Annotated in this window: 16 protein-coding genes; 5 read left to right on the forward strand and 11 right to left on the reverse strand. The window is 46.7% G+C overall.

What is annotated here, in order from left to right:
- The first annotated feature begins 26 nt into the window (after positions 1-26).
- Both AC5JBY_RS12435 and AC5JBY_RS12440 read left to right on the forward strand, forming a co-directional pair.
- Positions 27-941: a hypothetical protein gene (locus AC5JBY_RS12435; RefSeq protein WP_495904919.1), complete on the forward strand. Its 915-nt coding sequence runs from the start codon at positions 27-29 to the stop codon at positions 939-941.
- Between the two features lie 101 nt (positions 942-1042).
- Positions 1043-2905 carry a T9SS type A sorting domain-containing protein gene (locus AC5JBY_RS12440; protein WP_495904920.1) on the forward strand — a complete coding sequence of 621 codons (1863 nt, stop codon included), beginning with the start codon at positions 1043-1045 and terminating at the stop codon, positions 2903-2905.
- A gap of 3 nt (positions 2906-2908) precedes the next feature.
- Here AC5JBY_RS12440 and AC5JBY_RS12445 read toward each other — a convergent pair whose 3' ends face one another.
- From AC5JBY_RS12445 to AC5JBY_RS12475, 7 genes are all read right to left on the reverse strand, one after another.
- Positions 2909-3991 (reverse strand): Gfo/Idh/MocA family protein, encoded by a 1083-nt coding sequence (locus tag AC5JBY_RS12445; RefSeq protein ID WP_495904921.1) that lies wholly within the window; start codon positions 3989-3991, stop codon positions 2909-2911.
- Positions 3992-3999: 8 nt separating this feature from the next.
- Positions 4000-4713 carry a LytR/AlgR family response regulator transcription factor gene (locus AC5JBY_RS12450; RefSeq protein WP_495904922.1) on the reverse strand — a complete coding sequence of 238 codons (714 nt, stop codon included), beginning with the start codon at positions 4711-4713 and terminating at the stop codon, positions 4000-4002.
- Complete coding sequence (locus tag AC5JBY_RS12455; protein WP_495904923.1) at positions 4688-5755, reverse strand: sensor histidine kinase; 1068 nt, start codon at positions 5753-5755, stop codon at positions 4688-4690. Before AC5JBY_RS12455 ends, AC5JBY_RS12450 begins: the two co-directional genes overlap by 26 nt.
- Before the next feature lie 49 nt (positions 5756-5804).
- On the reverse strand, positions 5805-7031 hold the full coding sequence (locus tag AC5JBY_RS12460) for an ABC transporter permease (RefSeq protein WP_495904924.1): 1227 nt from the start codon (positions 7029-7031) through the stop codon (positions 5805-5807).
- Positions 7032-7042: 11 nt separating this feature from the next.
- Positions 7043-7792 (reverse strand): ABC transporter ATP-binding protein, encoded by a 750-nt coding sequence (locus AC5JBY_RS12465; protein WP_495904925.1) that lies wholly within the window; start codon positions 7790-7792, stop codon positions 7043-7045.
- Between the two features lie 66 nt (positions 7793-7858).
- Positions 7859-9109 (reverse strand): efflux RND transporter periplasmic adaptor subunit, encoded by a 1251-nt coding sequence (locus AC5JBY_RS12470; protein ID WP_495904926.1) that lies wholly within the window; start codon positions 9107-9109, stop codon positions 7859-7861.
- A gap of 34 nt (positions 9110-9143) precedes the next feature.
- Positions 9144-10481, reverse strand: a complete 1338-nt coding sequence (locus AC5JBY_RS12475) for a TolC family protein (protein ID WP_495904927.1) — start codon at positions 10479-10481, stop codon at positions 9144-9146.
- 169 nt (positions 10482-10650) lie between these two features.
- Here AC5JBY_RS12475 and AC5JBY_RS12480 point away from each other — a divergent pair, with 169 nt between their 5' ends.
- Entirely contained in the window at positions 10651-11385 is a 735-nt protein-coding gene (locus AC5JBY_RS12480; RefSeq protein WP_495904928.1) for a hypothetical protein, read from the forward strand.
- Here AC5JBY_RS12480 and AC5JBY_RS12485 read toward each other — a convergent pair whose 3' ends face one another.
- From AC5JBY_RS12485 to AC5JBY_RS12495, 3 genes are all read right to left on the reverse strand, one after another.
- Positions 11386-12126 carry a class I SAM-dependent methyltransferase gene (locus tag AC5JBY_RS12485; RefSeq protein WP_495904929.1) on the reverse strand — a complete coding sequence of 247 codons (741 nt, stop codon included), beginning with the start codon at positions 12124-12126 and terminating at the stop codon, positions 11386-11388.
- Between the two features lie 15 nt (positions 12127-12141).
- On the reverse strand, positions 12142-12792 hold the full coding sequence (gene rpe, locus AC5JBY_RS12490) for a ribulose-phosphate 3-epimerase (protein ID WP_495904930.1): 651 nt from the start codon (positions 12790-12792) through the stop codon (positions 12142-12144).
- Positions 12793-12916: 124 nt separating this feature from the next.
- Positions 12917-13921 (reverse strand): tetratricopeptide repeat protein, encoded by a 1005-nt coding sequence (locus AC5JBY_RS12495; RefSeq protein WP_495904931.1) that lies wholly within the window; start codon positions 13919-13921, stop codon positions 12917-12919.
- Between the two features lie 120 nt (positions 13922-14041).
- Between AC5JBY_RS12495 and AC5JBY_RS12500 the strand changes: the two genes are divergently transcribed.
- A complete protein-coding gene (locus tag AC5JBY_RS12500) occupies positions 14042-15142 on the forward strand; it encodes a TolB family protein (protein ID WP_495904932.1) in 1101 nt (366 codons plus the stop codon).
- Positions 15143-15284: 142 nt separating this feature from the next.
- Positions 15285-15755: a hypothetical protein gene (locus AC5JBY_RS12505; protein WP_495904933.1), complete on the forward strand. Its 471-nt coding sequence runs from the start codon at positions 15285-15287 to the stop codon at positions 15753-15755.
- 108 nt (positions 15756-15863) lie between these two features.
- On the opposite strand, the gene AC5JBY_RS12510 is transcribed toward AC5JBY_RS12505, so the two are convergent.
- Positions 15864-16586 (reverse strand): DUF3108 domain-containing protein, encoded by a 723-nt coding sequence (locus AC5JBY_RS12510; protein WP_495904934.1) that lies wholly within the window; start codon positions 16584-16586, stop codon positions 15864-15866.
- Positions 16587-16709 lie beyond the last annotated feature (123 nt).

A 16709-nucleotide genomic window follows, 5' to 3' on the forward strand; every position in this document is an offset into this window, starting at 1 on the left:
AGCCATAACCCACCGGCTTTACCATTATGCGTACGCTTTATACCTCTGCCATCTGTTTGTTGACCATTTTGCTGCTGATCACGGCCTGTGGAGAATCCGCTGCCGTTAAGGACAACGAAGACAAACCCAATGCACCCTACATTTTGAAGGAAACAGTAGCCACCGGCGACACGGGTATGGCGAGATTCTCCGGCATCAAAAAGCGCAATGAGCTGGACATACTTTGCCAGCACTGGGAAATGCCCGGCAACGAAGGCGCTACATCGGATGAGTTACTCAGAGATAAGAACGGTGACCGTTTTACACCCGGGCTTGATCTTTTCACCGACAGCACTTTTTCTATGAACCCCAGGGGAGATATCATCATTGGCACTTGGCGTGTAAACAAAATAGGACAGGAGTTGGAGCTAAAGCTAACATCTGCAGCAGGACAAGTATCCTGGAAGATCTATGAATACAGTTCACGCAGCATGCGGCTGATTACTATGAACGAGACAGGACAACCGTTGTACCTGAACCTCGCTGCCGACGGGTTGGTGCATAGGAATATACTAAATGATCCTTTTCATCCTGCCAACAACCAGTGGCGTATACAGCCTAAAAAGCCAGAGAGTGATAGTATCATCGCACAGAAGGCAAAACAATGCGTGAAATTCTATACACTGTTTTACCGGGATAATATCCTGCGGCAGAAAAAGACGATCAACTATGCAGGATTACCCGACATTTTTGACTGGTACAGAAGAGGCATCGGTATGCCCGATTGGGAAGACATCCGGCCATCCTGGCTTAGTTGCTTTTATGACAGTGCCGATGCCCGGAAAGGATATGGTGTGCTGCGCAAGGTGATCGTAGATTACGAGTTCAACTGGCCAAAAGGTGCCCCCGATTGGCGTATGGAAACCGAGAGCGTGTTGGAGCAAATGTACCATAAGATGTAATCCCTCAGCTGATTGTATATGCCAGGGAATGCCTATATCGCCGGCGGCTATTAAAAACCAGTCTTTTTTTCTATTTTGGGCGCGGCACTAAATCCAAACCTATGCGAAAACCTTTACCCTATTCGCAAATTTTACGGCATTATTGTGTACTACTCTTACTGTGTAGTCTATGCCTCCCTATTTTTTCACAAACAATTTATGTAAGCACTGCAGGCAGTGATGGCTCCGGTGATGGTTCAATCGGTAATCCTTATCGTACCATTACCCATAGTATTGCCATGGCAGCTGCAGGCAATACGATTGAACTGGCCAGCGGTACCTATGATGAGTTGGTAGTGATCGATAAGTCTGTTACCATCGATGGTATAAACTCCAACCTCGTTACAGCAACTTTTACCGGTGTCATCAGTAACACCAATTATACTTCTGCAGGAACTGTATTGCCTACTGTGTTTAAAGTGACAGCCCAGAACGTAACGATCAGGAATATTAAGTTTGTAGTAAACCTAAACCTTGTACACTCAGCAATACATACTTCCGGAAATGCTTCCGGCTTGCAGGTATTGAACAATGAGATACGGGCCAGTGCCAATGGAGGATATCCTTCAGTCCAGGCAGGCCTCGCACTTGTATATGCCCGGACAAATGCCATTGCTATTAATCCTTCCATTAACTATGGAGCGTCGAAATATACACTGGTGAGTACCGGATTGTCCAACATTAAAATAGCGGGCAACTTCGTTACCGGCACCACGGCAGCTATGAATGGCGTTATGGATGCTAACTTCAGGGCGGCAGTCTATGCAGATTATGTAGGTAATATTGAAGTAGGTGGCACAGTAGCGGAGAAGAATATATTGCAAACGATCAACCACGATGTAATCCTTCGTTTTATCATGGGAGGGCCTATTACTATCCGCAACAATGAGTTCAATGGAGGCGGTGTTGAGTTGTCTTCTACCAATGATGGTACCGGTACCATGCTCGTTGAATCCAATTATTTCAATTACCTGCCGCCGGTAGTACCTAATTTCCCATTGGTGAGGCTAATGAATAATATAGCCAATAAGCAAACCATTTTTAAAGACAATAATTTCTACAACCACAACTGGTACATTAACCTGGCCAATTACAATAATGTTCTTATCGATAACAACACTTTTACACCTGTTATCAGGGACGCAGCTGCTAACAACGATTTCCGTTTGATCACTGTTAATACCAAAGTGCTGCAATCATCAGCCATACCCAAAGTTCACAATACGGCAAGGTTCGTGAGTAATCAATTCTTCGGCGTTGCAGGAGCTGATGGTACAGGCATTGCTTTTTACAACCATGATGCTCCAGCTACAATGGGTTTATACGTTGTGGGAGAGCCCGGCAAAGAGAATGTTTTTAATGCAGATATTACACGGTTCTATTATATTGATAACAACAACGGGCAAGCCACTACTTCTCTTACCGGTCCCTATCCTGAGTATAGTGGTATTTTCAATACTACCACTGCTTACTGGACACAGAATATCCTTGCTTCTCAAAACTACTATGATATTGGTGCAGGTTCACTCTTGCAGCCTTTATTGATGGATGGTGCTCAGCGGGCTACCCTGGCAAGCATGGTCACAGACCAGCTCGATGATGCCAACACGGCTATGGTAGTGCTGTACAGCTCAACACTTGCTTTACAGCCCCGTAACACAATACGTCCGGGAGATCCTGAGTGGGGCACTTTTGATATTTATCCCAATCCTGTTACAGCCGGATTGAATGTGCAGGTATATACACGTAAGAAGCAATCCCTTCAGTTGCGGGTGTTCAATATGAGTGGAGTTTGCCTGAAAACATTGCAGGCAGCCAGCAATACCAACGTAAATGTAAATATGGCAGGGTTGCCGGCAGGGGTGTATGCGATAGAGTTGGTAACGCCTGAAGGCAGCACAGTGCGGCAGATGCTGAAGCGATAATGATTACAAAGGCCATTTAACCGGCTTCCTTTCCTGCGATGAGCGGTAGATAGCGTTGAATAACTCTACGGTTCTTCTGCCATCGAGACCGCTTACAAGAGGCTTGCGTTGTTCTATAACAGCAAGGATAAAATCGCGTTGCTGTAGCCGGATGAAATACTCAACAGGATTAACAGAGTTGAAGAGCGCGGTGTCTTCCTGTTGCCATTGCTGCAGTAATGCTTCTTCACCAGCAACCGTCCACAGGTCATTCAATGGCGGTTCAGTAATGGTAGAGCGGCCGGGCAGGAACATGCTGCCACCATCGGTTTGTACACCGGCAGTAGCGCCATTGGAGCCATGGATGTGCACTTTGCCATAAATGCCGGGTTTCTGCGCATTGCTAACCATGATATTGGCAACGGCGCCATTCTTAAAACGTACAATAGCTACAGCGGTATCGTCCACTTCAATATAGGGATGATTGATATTGCTCCACGCACCATACACTTCTTCAAACTCACTACCCATGAACCATTGTAACAGGTCGAGCTGGTGAGGCGCCTGGTTTACAAGTACACCGCCGCCTTCTTCTGCCCATTTGCCGCGCCACGGATCACTTTTATAATACGTTTCATCGCGCCAGCCATACATCACCACAAAACCCAGCATGGGAGTGCCCAGTTTGCCATCATCGATGGCCTGCTTTATACGCAGGCAGGAAGGAAAGAACCGGCGTTGGCTGATCATGCCCAGCTGTTTGCCGGCAGCTTTGGCCGCATCGATCATCGCATCACAATCGACAAGGCTGATGGCGAGCGGCTTTTCAACCAATACATGCGCGCCGTTTTCAAAAGCAGTAATAGCAGCCTGCTTATGAGCAGGGTGGGGGGTGCAAATAACGACCACATCCACTTTCTCCCGGCGTATCATCTCCGCAATATCAGTATACGGACGAGCCTGGTAAGGAGCGCCGAAAGCAGTGGCCTTCTCCAGGCTTCTGCTCTGAACAGCTACCAGTTCAGCCTCTGCAATGTTCATCAGGGCTTGCGCATGAACCTGCGCCATTTTACCACAGCCAATGATGGCCGCACGAAGTTTTGTCATCGGAATACTTATATATTTCTTTTAGTCAACTGAGCAATACTGTCGCGGTAGGTTTCGCCCACCGGAAGCTCCATATCCCCGATAAAAATACTGTTCTTTCTGATAGAAGAGATACTGTCGATCGCAACAATATAGGATTTATGAATGCGCAGGAACTTTGAAGCAGGAAGCTCTTCTTCCATATTCTTGACCGTAGAGCGTACCATCAGCGCCTTGGCGGGAGACTTCAGGTGGATCTTCACATAATCGCGCAGCCCCTCTATCCACACCACATCCTGGTACATCACTTTTACAAGGCTGTAATCGACGTTGACAAAGAAATAACCGGCTGCGTCCTGGGTGGCCTGCCCTTGTCCGTGCTTTAACTGGTATAATTCAAGCGCCTTGTTACAGGCTTGCATAAAACGGGTGAGCGCAATGGGCTTTAGCAGATAATCTACTACATTCAGGGTGTAGCCCTCCAGCGCAAACTTTTCATAAGCGGTGATGAGTATGAATAAGGGCTTATGCGTAAGGCTTTGGATAAACTGGATGCCTGTAAGGCCCGGCATCTGTATGTCGATAAAGACAAGATCGATTTCCTGTTGCTGTAAAACGGCCGTTGCTTCGAAGGCATCGCTACAGGTGGCAACGAGCTGCAGGTAAGGAACTTTGTCTACATAATCTTCCAGCAACTGTAAAGCCAGCGGCTCATCATCAACTGCTATGCATTTTAATGTCATCGGCTAAGTTTATCTGCAATGACACTGTGAACCAGTTGTCATTGTCCGTGATCAGCAGGGTATGCCTGCCCGGATACAATAAATTTAAGCGTCTTTTTACATTTGCCAGCCCGATGCCGGAAGTTTTATCTTTTATTTCCGTGCTGGCTGCGTTGAACTTGTTGCGTACGGTAAAATGTAATAAGTTGTTCTTAACATAAAGATCAATCTGGATCTCAGGTTTTATAATATGCCCGGTACCATGCTTAAAAGCGTTTTCAATAAACGGTATCAGCAACATGGGAGCAATCTCCTGGTCTGAGTCGGACGTGTTGAGGTTGATCTGTAGCGCTACTTTACTACTCAGGCGCTGCCGTTGCAGGTCGATATAACTTTGCAGGTATTCCGTTTCCTTCCTGATCTCCACTTTATCCCCGTCAGACTCATACAGGATATACCGCATCAGGGACGAGAGTTTTAGGATAGTTGGCTCCAATTGATCACTTTTAGCACGCGCCATGGCCAGCATATTGTTGAGCACGTTGAACATGAAATGCGGGCTTATCTGGGAGCGCAGGAACGACAACTCACTTTTCATGGTTTCCTGTTGCCGGGCCTGCAATAACATATCATTCTTCGATTTGTCGACCAGCATGCGATAGGCAATACTGGCGGCTACCGACATCAGGAAAGGGGGCAGGTTGAAACTGATAGCATTAACCAGCCTGAAAGGCCGGTCGATAATGACCAACTGATAAAACAAGGAGTGGATGGAAATAGCTGCCACATACAAAACCAGCAAGAGGATCACCAATATGCCATACCGCTTTGTATACAGGAATTTTGGTATGAGCACATAAGCATTCAGATAGAAAATGGCCACCCAGCAAATACTGGTTAGGTTGCTGAGATAAAAATACCGCAGCGCATTGGGGCTCTCCCGCAACCGGCTGTCGTAAAGCCGTAGCAGGTAAGGCAGTGAAAATACTGCCATCCAAACCAGCGTATGAAACAGAACACTCCGCCAGCGTTTTTTATTCGTCAATATTAATTCGTTGCTCATAATTGCAAGTTGAAATCAGACTTCTTACCTCATACCTCTTACTTCTTTGTTATTCATACCTCAGTGCTTCAATAGGATCGAGCTTGGACGCATTCCTTGCCGGGTAATAACCAAAGAATACACCGGTGAATGCACAAACCAGGAACGATAAAATGATCGAAGATTCCGACACCAGCGTAGGCCAGGACAACAATAGTGTTATCAAATTGGAGGCCACTACACCTAATGCCACACCTATAATACCTCCTGTGATACTGATAAAGATCGCTTCTATTAAGAACTGCAGCAAAATATCGATGCCCCTTGCCCCGATCGACATACGCAAACCGATCTCTTTGGTACGTTCCTTTACGGAAACATACATAATATTCATGATACCGATGCCGCCCACCAGCAATGAAATACCGGCGATGGCTGCCAAGAGCACAGTAAGTAACTCACTGGTAGAGCTGATGGTGCTGATCAACTCGGCTTGTGTACGAACGGTAAAGTCATCCTGATCGGAATCCTTCAGCTTATGCTGCTTACGCAAAATACTGGTTATTTCTGCGGTAGCCAGCGCGGAGCTTTGCTCATCGATGGCCGAAGCATAAATGGTTTGCACATAAGGAATAGCCAGTAATCGCTTTTGTACAGTAGTATAAGGCGCCATGATAATATCGTCCTGGTCCTGGCCAAAAGCATTCTCGCCTTTTTCCTCCAATACACCAATTACTTTGAAAGGTATTTTCTTAAAGCGGATATACTTGCCCACGGGATCTTCTCCTGCGCCAAATACATTCTCTACAATGGTTTGCCCGATGACGCATACTTTATTAGCCGTCTTTACATCCTCATCTGTGAAGTTAGTACCACTCTTCAACTTCCATTGTCGGATGTTGAGGTAGCCCGGGCTCACGCCCTGCATACTGGTGGGCCAGTTAAGAGCGGCGTTGATCACCTGCCCACTGGCAGTTACTGCTGGAGATATTTCAGTGATGTATTGTGCTTGTTTCTTAATAACATCCACATCAGGCAACGTCAGCGTTTGCAGTGCAGAAGAGCCAAGTCTTGCACCACCACCAACAGTTGTATTACTGCTGGGCCGTATAGTGATCATGTTAGAGCCCATGGTTGATAACTGGTCGCGGATGCTTTGCTTGGAACCCTGACCAATGGCTACCATGGTGATCACCGATCCTACGCCTATGATGATGCCCAACATGGTGAGGAAAGCCCTCATCTTGTTGCGCAACAAGGCACGCCAGGCAATTCTGAAAAGATTGAATACATTCATAACACAACGATTTAATAGTCATCCTGTACAGGCAATGCCGCCAATGCTTCCTGGGCCGAACGTACCTTTTCATTCTTCACATCCTTCACAATACGGCCATCCTTCAAGGTGATGGTACGGGAGCTGAAAGAAGCAATATCTGGTTCGTGGGTCACGAACACAATGGTCTTTCCCTGTTGCTGGTTCAGTTCCTGCATCAATGATATGATCTCGTAGGAGGTCCTGGTATCGAGGTTACCAGTAGCCTCATCGGCCAGTATCATAACGGGCTGGTTCACCAGCGCCCGGGCAATAGCTACCCGTTGCTGCTGACCACCCGATAGCTGGTTGGGCAGGTGATCGAGCCTGTCGGCCAGCTTCACCGCTTCCAGGGATTCAATAGCCCGCTTGTGCCGTTCACGCACACTTATTTCTTTATTGTACAACAAGGGCAGTTCCACATTTTCCAATGCGGAGGTGCGGGGCAACAGGTTGTATGCCTGGAACACAAAACCGATCTTTTGATTGCGTATCCTGGCCAGGTCGTTACGCGATAGCTTGCCTATATTTACATTGTCCAGCAGGAATTCACCATCCGAAGGTTTATCCAGGCAACCGAGAATGTTTAGTAAAGTAGTCTTGCCCGATCCACTGCTGCCCATGATGGTCACAAACTCACCCGCTTCGATGTGGAATGATATACCTTTCAGCGCACGCACCGTTTCACTGCCCATTTTAAACTCACGCTTCAGGTTCTTTATATCGAGGATTGTAGTTGCCATAGTATTAAGTATAAGTTGTTGATGTCGCCCGGAGCCTTTTGATGTCGCCCTGAGCTTGTCGAAGGGTTATTGGGGAGGACGATTACCACCGCCTCCTCTGTTACCACCGCCACCACTACCGCCCTGGCGTCGCTGCGGCATAAAGGGACTGTTAGCTTTGGCGGTCTGCTTGCCCTTCAGCTGTTCATAACCAGTCACCACTACATCATCAGTACTAAGTCCGGATATGATCTGCCGTTCCGTTTCATTGTTCATGCCTGTCACTACCGGGCGCAGAATGAGACTGCTGTCTTTCTTCACCCACACATACCCTGCTTTTTCAGTACGTTTCTGCCCGCTGTCTACCTTGGCCGGTGGCTTGCGATTCTCCTTGCCTTCGATCGTGTATGATTTACTGATCACTGAGTCCGGGCGAAAAGTGAAAGCACTCGCAGGCACCAGCAGGGCGTTTTCAACTTCTTTGGTATAGATGAAGATGCTGGCTGTCATACCAGGCTTGAGCCGTTTATCGGCATTGGGTGCATCGATCAGCGTAGTATAGGAAACTACATTGGCAGAGGTGGAGGGCTGCAACCGTATTTCTTTCACCCGGCCACTGAACGTGTCTTCAGGAAAAGCATCTACGGTGAAAATAACCCGCTGTCCCTGTGCAACATTGCCTATATCTGCTTCATCCACAGAAGCCTGCACCTGCATATTGGTAAGGTCCTTGGCAATGCTGAACAGGGTGGGCGTATTGAAACTGGAAGCCACTGTTTGCCCCTCGCTTATACTACGTGATAGTACAGTGCCATCGATGGGAGAATAAATATCTGTGAACGACAGGTTGCGATGGGCAGAAGACAATTGCGCAGCTACACTGTTCACATTGTCTTTCGCAGCATTATACTGGTACTGCGCGGTCTCCAGTTCAGCCTTACTGACGGCGCCTACATTGTACAGTTTCGACTGCCGTTCAAAATTGCTTTGCTGGTAAACGAGGTTCGACTTCGCCTGTTGCAGGTTGGCACTGATCTGTTCCACCTGTGCCTGTAACAGTGCTTTGTCAAGCTGCGCCAGCAACTGACCTTTCTTTACCGTGCTGTTGAAGTCAACAAGCACCTTGTTGATGGTGCCCGAAACCTGGGAACCCACAGCCACTGTATCCACCGGTTGCAGCGTACCGGTAGCTGTGATGGTATTGGAAATAGTACCATACTGCGGTTTTTCCGTATTCAGGATGATGGTGGTTTTCTCTTCCCTGAACTTCCAGTACCAGATACCTGCTCCCACTGCTGCCAGCACCAACACCCAGATTAGCCATTTTACCTTTTTCATTGTATATCCGTTTTATGCTGATTGTCAATTTTGTTTAAAAAGTGATCGGATCACCGGCATAGAAATCATAGATCTTTCCATACAGGATACTGCTGTATTTCGCCTGTACGTATGCCTGGGTAGCCTGCACATATGTATTCTTTTGTTGTAATAGTTCTACCATGTTCACAGATCCGAGTTGCAACTGTTCATTGGTGATCTTATACGTTTCTTCGCTCGCCTTCATTTGCGTATTGGCTGCGGTATACTGCGCCAATGAGTTTTGCCAGTTTATATAAACCTGCTCGATCTGCTGGTTCAAGGTATTCTTAGTATCCAGCAGTGCCAGCTTGGCCTGCTCGATGAGAATGTTATTTTTAGCGATATTGGTTTTATTGACCCGTTTGCTGAAGATGGGAATACTCATATTGACGCCCAATGATTGGTAGAAGTTGTTGTTCAACTGCTTCAGGTAAGCATTGCGCTGGTTGTCAGAATAGCCGGTAGAGAGCGAAGCGCCAAGACTTATAGTAGGCAGTGTACCTGCCTTTACTTTGGCGAGGTTAGTCTCTGCCAGTTGAACGGCCACCTCACCATTAGCTACTTCCGGTCTTTTTTGTTGTGCTGCGGCCTGTGTTTGCAGTAAGTCCTGTGCTGAAGCATCAACAGTAAGCGATGATGGCACGGTCACCTCAAAATCATAAGTAGTAGGCAATAGCAATAATTGCTTTAAGGCAAGATTGTTTTGCCGGTAAGTATTGTTGGCATTCACCAGGTTGTATTCGTCAGATGCTACCTGTGATTCAAATTGCAGGAAATCTTTCCTGGAAAGACTGCCGGCATCGAACTGCTGTTGCGCCTGTTTCAATTGAGCCCGGGAAGTGGCCAGCAGCTCTTCCATATTCACAATATTCTCTTTAGCCAGTAGTATGTTCAGGAATGCCTGTGTAATACTTAACGTAATATCATTCTCTGTTTCCTGCACGGTGAGGTTGGCCGCTTTCAGTGAAAGCTCTTTAGCCTTGATGTCATTCTTCAGATAACCGCCATTGAACAACACAATGGAAGAGCTGAGCGAGTAGTTGCTGCTGAAGTTGGCCTGCGTTTGGAAACCACCCACTACTGGGTCGGTGTTAGTACTGTTTACCATCGATTGGCTCACCTGGCCCGCGAGGCTTGGCAACCTGGCTGCTTTCGATTGCAGCAGGTCTTCATTGGCCGAATGGCTGCTGAGCTTTTGCGTGTTGACAGTTATGTTGTGCTGCTTTGCATACGCAATGCTGTTCTCCAGCGTCCACGTGGGCGGGAGGTTTTGTAATAATGTATCCTGCGCATGAACCAGCGAAGGAGCAAAGACTGTCAGAAGTATTAAGAAAATAATGACCTTTTTCATATCCTGCTGTATTAGATAAGCACCCAATCCTGTTAACTGAATGCTGACCCAAAACTACCTGTGAATGAAGGCCGTGGATTGCTAAATACGACAAACAGGCAAAATGGTGCTGTTAACCGGGAAAAGAGCGCGTTGGGATATTTGGCTGACAATGTGTATTTTAATGCCCATGGACTTTAATTTTTACGACCAGTATAAAACCCTGTCAAACGTTGAGCTATTAAAGATTGTCAGAAACCCTACTGGTTATCAGCCGGCGGCTGTAGAGGCTGCCACCCGGTTACTGGCTGAAAGAGAGGTGCCTCAGGCCGATATCGATGAAGCAGAGGGCTACTTTCAGGAAATAGAAGACAAAGCAAAGAGTAAAACAGAAAAGATAAATTCCTACAAAGAGAAGGCAGCTGATTTTCTGGAACCCATTACTCACCCCGGACCGGACATAAAAGCAGTAAAGTGGCTGAATATTTTCCTCGTAGTAGTTGGATTGAATTACTTATGGACGTTTTATTTAACTGTAAGAAACTTTGTTCGTATACTCGGTTGCCGTGAATGCGGATTTGATTATACCCATGGTCTTCAAGGGTTGTATCTGTTGTATATACCAGTTGTCTTTTACCTGCTGTTAAAGCAAAAGCGTTGGGGATGGATATTGTTGTTTGCTGATAATGTTATTACGTTTATCATTGGGTTGTGGTCGTCTGTTGCTTTCTTCAAGTACCTGCGTATTCATCGTGGAGACCCGACCACTTTCTTGCTTACCATATTTCTGCACGGAGGATTAGCCTTTTTTCTATGGCGGAAAGATATATCCACTTTTTTCGGTGTAACGAACAAAGAAAAAAGGAATACCATAGGCGTAGCGCTCCTTCTTGCGTTGCTGTTTATTGTTTTGACAGAAGGGTGATCACACAAGGCCCACCCGCAGAAATAGTGGGAAATAAAAAGGTCGTGCTTCGGCTTTCGGCCATACCGATTGGATAGTTGCCGCCAATGCATCTATGGGATTATAGCCGTTGGCTTTTATGAAATGCTGAATACTGGACCAGGTGTTGAAGTAACCTATAAGATCTTCTTTTGTCCACTGCACTTCGATATGGAAAGCAGGAGCAGGGAGCTCCCGGTAAGGAAAAGCTACCGTAGCATAATGGTCATCTACATACCTTCTTTCCGCGTCCCAATACGGTCCCGTTTTTTGCTTGTAGAAATCGTAGATGAGTGTGTTGAGTGTGGGATCGGCGCTTTGTATAAGACTATATCCCCAAACAGCAACAACAGCCCCTGGTTTTGCTACTCTTACTACTTCCTGATGGAAAGCCTCAAAATCGAACCAATGATAAGCCTGTGCTACGGTAATGAGGTCAACACTTTTATCCGGAAGACCTGATGCGTGCGCAGGAGCGATGTAGTAAGTGATCTTTTCGCGTAGAGTTGCTTGCTGTAGTTGTTTCTCGCTGATGTCAGTTGCAAATACTTTGTCGAAATAACGCGCCAGTTCAATGGCTGCCTGCCCATTGCCCGTAGCACAATCCCAGGCTGTGGAATGATGGGCCGCCAATGCCGACAGGTGATCATACAAAGCTGCCGGGTAAACCGGGCGATACTTTGCATAGATGGCTGCCTGTTGGGAAAATAGGTCTTTGGCCATGATTCACGAATTACACTATGCAATGTGTTTGAGCTGGCGGATAGTGGCTTTGGGATCAGCTGATTTAAACACCGTGCTGCCTGCTACCAGTACATCGGCACCTGCTCTTACAATGCTGGCTGCATTTTCCAGTGTTACACCGCCATCGATCTCGATCCTGGTATTTAGTCCTTGCTCATCGATCATTTTGCGCAGCTGCCTGATCCTTTGTATCGTCTGAAGAATAAATGATTGTCCGCCGAAGCCGGGGTTCACGCTCATGATCAATACCATGTCGATATCTTGCAATACGTCTTTGAGGCTGTCTACCGGTGTATGCGGGTTGAGGGAAACACCCGCTTGCATACCCAGCGATTTGATCTGCTGAAGATTTCTGTGCAGGTGCGTGCAGGCTTCTATATGTACAGTGAGTATATCGGCGCCTGCTTTTTTGAATGCTTCGGCATAACGCTCGGGCTGTACGATCATCAGATGCACATCGCAGATCTTTTTAGTAGTAGTACGGATCTGTTCGATTACCGGCAATCCAAAACTGATATTGGGAACAAAAACACCGTCCATTACATCGAGGTGAAAATAATCGGCCTCACTTTCATTCAGCATATCGCACTCCTCCTGCAATTTCAGGAAGTTGGCGGCTAACAGTGATGGTGCTATTAATGGCATTGAGTAAGGTTGATATGTTAATAAGTTTAAAAGTTGATAAGGAGATACGTTAATGTAACAGGTTGGTCATTTATACGGGATTTTTCCTTGTTAACTTTTCAACCTGTCAACCTATTAACTTGCACTAACCTTTCAATCTTTTAATGGCTTCCTTCGCCTCTGTAAATTGTTTATCCAGTGAAAGCGCCCGCTGGTAATTCTGTAGCGCCTGATCATTCCGTTTGGTTGCTTCATAGCAACGCGCCATCCAGTAATAAGCATCAGGGCTGGTATTGGACACGGTGGCAGCCATGCTAAATACTTCAAGCGCGGAGTCATACTGTTTTTGATCATACAGTACGATTCCTTTTTCAATATAAGCATCCGTAAACTTCCAGTTGCGTTTGATACATTCTTCAAACTGCTCCAGGGCCGCTGCATATTGTTTGGTATCCGAATAGTAGACGCCTTTCAAAAAGGTGGCATCATTGAAATAGGAGGTGTCCCTGATTATCAGCGCATCACAAAGTTCCAATGCCTTTGGATTTTTAGTATTTGCATACAGGTTGGCCAACGGCAGACCTGTATAGTTAGCAGGTTGCAGGGAGTAAGAACGCTCCATGGCCGCTATCGCTGCCGCTGTATCTTTCAATTGCACCAGCAGGCTCCCTTTCTCGTACCAGGTCTCAAAATCGAGGGAGTCTTTTGCCAGCAACTGATTATACTGTTCCAGCGCTTGCTCGCTTTCGCCTACCTGTGCATACACTTCACTCAGCCGACGGCGGAAGGACGGGTTAGCCGGGTACTTTTCAATACAGGATTTTAACAGTTCAACCGCCGTAGCTGGTTCATCAACCAACATCAGGTTGGAAATATATTGCAGGGCAGTACCTTCATCAGGCGCCAGCTCCCAGGCTTTTTTATAGTCGCCTGTAGCCAGTTCATGCTGGTTGTTTTGGGAAAGGCGTATGCCCCTTGTCAGGTACAGTTCGGCATTTTGAGGTGCAGCTTTGATGCTGTCTGTTATTCCTGCATATGGCGGTTTTGATAATATAGATTGGGTGGTGCCTGTGTCGTTCTGGCCACAACCGGCCACCAGGAGGCCCAGTAAGCAATATCCAATGGTCTTCCAACGCTTTATCATAATCATAGAACAAAACTAACCGATTTTGGGGATGTTGCTTATGACAATATTCTGACAAATAAGGACCGCCTCCAAAATACCTTTGCCCCGCTTTTACAGCGGGTTTTGATTAAAAAAATGAATACAATGAAACAATTCCTTTTCCTGACAGGCGCACTGGCACTGGTGGCCGTTACTGCTTTTAAACCGCTTTCACCGGTTCCTGCAACCACTGTTCCTGCCGGAGATACTTTGTTATACCCCGAAGAAACACATTTTAAGAATATTCAGCAACTAACTTTTGGTGGCGATAATGCTGAAGCCTATTTCAGCTACGATGGCAAATACCTCATTTTCCAACGTACCAGTGCCAAAGATGGCATTCCCTGCGATCAAATGTATGTGGGCAAAGTGCCCGCCAATGGCGAAAAGTTTGAGTACAAACTGGTAAGTACCGGTAAAGGACGTACTACCTGCGGTTTCTTTACCAAAGATGGCAAACATGTGATCTATGCTTCTACTCACCTCGGTAGTGCCGATTGCCCGCCCGTGCCAGATCGCTCCAAATATGGCAATAAATATATATGGCCGCTCTATTCCAGCTTCGATATTTTTATGGCCGACCTGGATGGCAAGATCGTAAAGCAGCTTACCAAATCGAATGGGTACGACGCAGAGGCCACCCTTTCGCCCGATGGCACCAAAATGATCTATACAAGTGTAAAAGATGGTGATATCGACCTGTATATTATGGACCTGAAGAGCGGTAAAGAAAAACGCATTACCAATACCCTTGGTTATGATGGTGGCGCCTGGTTTAGTCCGGATGGCAAAAAGATCATCTGGCGTGCTTCCCGTCCGAAGACAGAGGAGGCGATTAAGGAATACAAAGACCTGCTGGCCGAAAACCTTGTAGCGCCTACCAGCATGGAAGTGTGGGTGGCCAATGCCGACGGCAGCAATGCCCGCCAGGTTACGTCGTATGGACAGGCCAATTGGGCGCCAGCTTTTATGCCCGATAGCAAGCGTATTATCTTTGCTTCCAACCACGAATACAAAAGAGGCTTTCCTTTCAACCTGTACACGATCAACGAAGATGGCAGCAACCTGCAAAAGATCAGCCGGGATAAGGGGTTTGATGCCTTCCCCATGTTTAGCCCCAACGGTAAGAAGATCGTATTCTGCAGCAACCGCAACAATGGCGGCACGCGTGACACCAATATATTTTTAGCAGACTGGGAAGAGTAAACAATCATTGTCACCCTGAGCTTGTCGAAGGGTGGCTTCTGACGAGAGGTGACAAACTCCTGACAATTCTTGTTTTAATTGATTTTTGCGTTGTAGCTTTGGTCGGTTGTTGAATTTTTTACACTTCCAATACTGAACTAATATGTATACAGGTCTGCTGCATCTACACAATCTGCTTCGCTGGGTAATCCTTATTTTATTGTTGGTGGCATTGTTCCGTCACCTCTCCGGTATGAACAACAAAAGACAAGTGAGTGCCGGTGACAAAAAAGTAGACCTGTTCCTGATGATTGCGGCGCACATCACTTTGTTGGTAGGTTTGTACCAGTGGTTTGTTGGCCCATGGGGACTGAAACTTATTACGAACAACGGCATGAAGGTAGTTATGGGAGATGACGGTTATCGTTTCTTCGCTATCGAGCACCTTACCGGTATGCTCATTGCCATCGTGCTCATCACCATTGGCCGTGGCAAGGTAAAAAGAGCTGTTGACTACACGGCACATAAGAAAGCCTTCTGGTTCTTCCTAGTGGCCCTGATCGTGATCCTTGCTTCTGTGCCCTGGCCTTTCCGTGCAGCTGTGGCAAGACCGCTGTTCCCCGGTATGCACTAATATAAAAAGCTGTTAGCCATTAGGTATTAGCTGTTAGCTACACCTAATGGCTTTTTTATTGGCATTCGCTAAAAGCTAATAGCTAAAACCTAACAGCTATCTTCATGGCTATACTTTGGTAATGATGTAATACATCTTACCCATGGGGAAGATCCGTTTCCATACTTTACCGGTTGATTTCTCTATCCAGGTCATGGCGTCAGGTGCATTACCGGCGTTGCCTACCTTGGCTATGTAGCAATTGATTGTTCCGGCATTGGTAGCCAGCATATCGTCTCCTACATATTCTACCTGCCAGGGGTCCATACCATTCCGTTCGAAGGTATAGGCGTTGAGGGTGGCTTTAAATCCTTTTTTATAAGGCAGCAGGCCAAACAGGTATTCCAACAGGTTGGAATCAAAGTAGCCTTCTTCCATTTTATGCAAGGTGTCGATCTTTTGGCCCGATTTATCGGCCACCACATGTACTTCCCGGCTACGGAAGTCGAGGTTCATACTCATAAAGTGTGGGGTAGTCACCATCCGCATGCGTACCGGGGCCAGCGTAGTAGTGCTGGCAATGGTAGAATCGAGCAGGGTGCGCCCATCAGGCAGGTTGAGTTGCTGCGTCAATATCAGCCACCCTTTGGTGCTGTTCACGGATACCGTGTGGCGACTCGTAAATTCACTCATTACCTTCCCGGCAGAATCGGCCACAGTGATCTTATATACACTAACAGAAGGTTTAATGAGTTCGTAGCGGAGAGAAGGATCGCCCGCTTTTACTACCTGCTGTCCCCGGCTAATATGGGTGAGCAGCAAGAGCATGGCTAATAATAGAAACTTATCCATATTGGTTATTTTTAGAGTACAAATTTGAAGAGCGGAAAACAGGCCAGCAAACGTATTCAACTGAGCAGCCTGTATTTTCAATGCCTGCCAATGTCGATTAAATGGCTGAAACCATTGAAAAAA

The organism is Paraflavitalea sp. (genome assembly GCF_059502485.1).